The 4,704-nt window shown below is 59.1% G+C and carries 1 protein-coding gene; it reads left to right on the top strand.

From position 1 onward, the window contains the following. Positions 1-4,576, top strand: a 4,576-nt coding sequence (locus ACESTR_RS15550; protein WP_373179414.1) for a helicase-related protein, incomplete at its 5' end; no start/stop codon positions are given. Positions 4,577-4,704: the final 128 nt, after the last annotated feature.

The following is a 4,704-nucleotide window of genomic DNA, read 5'->3' as shown; positions in this document are numbered from 1 at the left end:
GGGCGGAATAACGGAACCGAAACCGCGGGAGGGCTTCGCCGGGTCGCTTTTCGACACGGTGGAAACGGCGGCTCCCGCACCTGCCACCCAAGCTGCCGAACCGGTAAACGTGCAGCAGGAACCGTTGCTGACGCTCTACGACCTGTTCGGCTTCAGCGCCGAGGAGCGGCGGCAGGCAGAACTCGGTATATCCAAGAAAAGGAACAGCCGCCGGGGAGCAAAGCGGAAGACGCCCCGGCAACCCTCGTTATTCGCCCCGGCCTCCTCTCCGGAGGAACAGAAGAGCGAAATGCCGAAAGCGACGCCACCGGAGCGTGATCCCGAAGACTTGTATGCCTCCCTGAACTGGGAGGACAACCCGCCGATCAACGGCTTTTACGAGATGATGATGTCGCTTACCCCGGAACGGAGGGCGGAACTGCGCCGGCAAAGCGCCCGGCTGCAGGAAACCCCGGAACAGCGGGAACGGCAGGCGGTACGCCCCCCGACGGAAGCCCCGAAAGACAGACGGAAACAAGCCGCCGGTACGCCGAGAACGGGCAGCTTGTTCGACACGCCGGACAATCCGGAGGAGGAAGAACCCGGTAAAGAAATGCCGCAGATACGGGAGGCGGATATGAAACCCCGACCGTTCAAGGGGGAGGTCGCCCCCTATTTCCGCGAGGGGACACTCGTCACGGACGGACAAAACCGGGTCGGCTACCTGCGGGGGATTGAATCCCTGCAACCCATGTTCCACCCGCTGGAACTCACGCCTGCACAACGGACGAAAGCCTCCATGTATATCGAGATACGCGATGCCTATTACCACCTTTATAACAACGAGGCGGAAACGCTGACGGCGAACCCCGCCCTGCGGGAGATGCTCAACCGGCTTTACGACAATTTCACCGAACGCTTCGGACGGCTCAATGACAAACGCAACCTCGACCTGATCAAGATGGACGCGCGGGGAACGGAGATTCTATCGCTGGAGCGTTACATCGACGGCAAGGCACGCAAAGCCGACATCTTCGAGCGTCCCGTGGCCTTCAATCCCGATGAGATCACGCACGCCGACGACGCTTCGGAGGCCCTTGTGGCCAGCCTGAACAAGTACGGCCGGGTGGAACCGCACTACATGGCCTCGCTCACGGGAACTACCGTGGAGGGAATACTCGGGGAACTGAAAGGACGTATCTATTACAACCCGGAAACGGACGGCTACGAGGTTGCCGACAAGTTCATCGCCGGCAATGTCATCGGGAAAGCCGAACGGATCGAGGCGTTCCTGCGGGAGAATCCCGACCACGCCCCGGCCCGGGAATCGCTGGAGGCTCTGCGCGAGGCGACGCCCAAACCCATCGCTTTCGACGACCTGGATTTCAACCTGGGCGAACGGTGGATTCCAAAAGGTGTTTACGAGCGTTTCGCCTCTTCGCTCTTCGATACGGAGGTGAAGATCACCTTCGCCTCCAACCTGGACGAGTACGGCGTGAAGGCGGAAGCGACGAACGTGAAGATCACGGAGCAGTATGCCGTCAGCGCGCAGACCCGTAAGTACAACGGCCTGCACCTTTTGAAACACGCCCTGCAAAACACTTCGCCCGACATCACCAAGACCGTCCTCAAATGGGTGGACGGCGAACGGCGGGAGGTCAAAGTGCGTGACGGGGAGGCCATACAGCTCGCCAACAGCAAGATAGACGAGATCCGGGGTGCTTTCCCCGAATGGCTGCGCGAGCAGTCGTCCGACTTCAAAGACCGCCTGACAGACCTCTATAACCGTACTTTCAACTGTTACGTGCGCCCGAAGTACGACGGGACGCACCAGGAATTCCCCGACCTCGACCTCAAGGGGCTGGGGATAGACAATCTGTATGACAGCCAGAAGGACGCGATATGGATGGACAAACTGCTCGGCGGCGGGATAATCGACCACGAGGTGGGCGGCGGAAAGACCCTTATCATGTGCTGCGGAGCCTACGAGAAGAAACGCCTCGGGCTGGCCAATAAACCCATGATTATCGGGCTGAAAGCCAACATCCATGAAATAGCCCGGACGTTCTGCACCGCTTACCCGATGGCCAAAGTCCTCTACCCGGGCAAGGAGGATTTCACGCCCCGGAAGCGTGAGCGCATCTTCCGGGAGATACGCAACAACGACTGGGACGTCGTGATCCTCTCGCACGAACAGTTCGGCATGATACCCCAGTCCCCGGAGATACAGCAGGAGATATTGCAGGCCGAGCTGGACTGTGTGGAGGAGAACCTCGAAGTGCTCAAAGCACAAGGCAGGGACGTTTCCCGCGCCATGATGAAAGGGTGTCAGAAACGCAAGGCCAACCTGGAAGCCAAGTTGCAGAAGGTGGCGCACGCGCTGGAAACACGCAAGGACGACGCCGTGGACTTCCGCCTCATGGGTATCGACCACCTCTACGTGGACGAGAGCCACAAATTCAAGAACCTGACTTTCACGACCCGGCATGACCGGGTGGCGGGCCTCGGAAATCCCGAGGGGTCGCAGCGGGCGCTCAACATGCTTTTCGCGCTGCGTACCATACAGCAGCGCACGGGCCGCGACCTGGGGGCGACGTTCCTCTCGGGAACGACCATCTCTAACTCGCTCACGGAACTGTACCTGCTTTTCAAGTACCTGCGCCCGAAGGAACTGGAGCGTCAGAATATCCGCACCTTCGATGCCTGGGCGGCCATATTTGCCAAGAAAACCATCGACTACGAGTTTTCCGTGACCAACGAGGTCGTGCAGAAAGAACGGTTCCGATATTTCATCAAGGTTCCCGAACTGGCCATGTTCTACTCCGAGATTACAGATTACCGCTCGGCGGAGGATATAGGGATCGACCGACCGCAAAAGAACGAGATATTGCACAATATCCCGCCGACACCCCAGCAGACGGAGTTCATAGAACGGCTGGTGCAGTTCGCCAAATCGGGCGATGCCACGCTCCTGGGCCGCCTGCCGCTCTCGGAGCGGGAGGAAAAGGCGAAAATGCTTATTGCCACAGACTACGCCCGCAAGATGTCGCTCGATATGCGTATGATAGACCCCGAACTATACAGCGACCACGTGGACAACAAGGCGAGCCACTGCGCCCGTATGATTGCCGGTTACTACCGCCGTTTCGAGGCGTACAAAGGTACGCAGTTCGTATTCTCCGACCTGGGAACCTACAAACCCGGAGCGGGGTGGAACGTCTATTCCGAGATACGGCGTAAACTCACGGAGGATTACGGCATACCCCAAAGCGAGGTGCGGTTCATCCAGGAGGCGACCTCGGAAAAAGCGCGCAAGGAGATGATCGCCGGTATGAACGCCGGGAAAATCCGCGTACTCTTCGGATCGACCGAGATGCTCGGGACGGGAGTGAACGCGCAGAAACGCTGCGTGGCGATACACCACCTGGACTGCCCCTGGCGTCCCAGCGACCTGGAGCAGCGCGACGGGCGGGGAATACGCACCGGGAACGAGATCGCCAAACTCCATGCCGGCAACAAGGTGGACGTGATATTATACGCCGTCGAGAAGTCGCTCGACGCCTACAAGTTCGGGCTGTTGCACAACAAGCAACTGTTCATCCGCCAGCTCAAGACCAACAACATGGGAAGCCGTACCATCGATGAGGGAGCCATCGACGAGAAGAGCGGCATGAATTTTTCCGAGTATGTCGCCGTCCTCTCGGGAAATACAGACCTGCTGGACAAGGCCCGCCTGGAGAAGAAGATTGCCACGCTCGAAAGCGAACGCCAGGCATTCGTGCGCGGCAAATCATCGAGCCGCTACAAGCTGGAGCAGATCACGGAGAAGATAGAGAAGAACAACGACCTGATACGGCGTATCGGCAAGGATCTGGAACACTTCAAGGCCCGCGTCGAGTTCAACGAGGACGGCTCGTACCGCAATCCCGTGAAACTGAACGGGCTGGAAACCTCCGACCCCAAGCTCATCGGGAAACAGCTCAACCGTATCGCCGAAACGGCACGCACGCTCGACAGGCTCGAACCCATCGGGAGCCTTTACGGGTTCGAGCTGCTCGTCCAGAGCGAAACGACCGAGAAAGACGGGCTCGACCTGGTGCAGAACCGTTTTTATGCCCGGGGTGAAGGGGATTATCTCTACCAGTACAACTACGGGAATATCGCCTCCGACCCGCGACTGGCGGCGATGAACTTCATCCACGCGCTCGCGACCATCGAGCCGACACTGGAGAAATTCCGGAAAAAGAACGAGGAACTGGAGAAAGATATTCCCGTCCTGCGGGAAGTGGTGGAAAGTTCCTGGCGCAAGGAACCCGAACTGACGGCCCTGAAAGCTGACCTGACGGAAATAGACCGCAGGATACAGCAAAGCCTCAAACCGATAGAGGAGAGCGAGGGTAAGGAGGCGGAGGAGGATAACGACGTGTGCCGGGAGCGGCATGACACGGCGGAAGAGCTCCCGGGGAAAGACAACACGGCGGCCCGTATTCCTTCCCGGCTGCGGCAGATTGCCGACGCCTCCGGGGGGCGCATCGTGATCGCGGGCGTGGGCAGCCCGCCGGAGAACGGCCCTGCGAAGAAAGGGATCAAGATGTAAACGAAAAGCCGACGGAAGTACAGATTTCCGTCGGCTTTTTTCATATGCCCGTGAGCGTTGTTGTCACACTTCCTGCAAGAGTGTTTGCAGCTCCTCCTGCGTGGGAAGATAGGTCATGTACTGGGCGG

Origin of the sequence: Alistipes sp. DJF_B185 (genome assembly GCF_964250025.1) — a bacterium.
Taxonomy (GTDB): domain Bacteria; phylum Bacteroidota; class Bacteroidia; order Bacteroidales; family Rikenellaceae; genus Alistipes; species Alistipes finegoldii.
The sequence above is the reverse complement of the archived record's forward strand: the minus strand, read 5'-3'. Positions and strand labels throughout refer to the sequence as shown.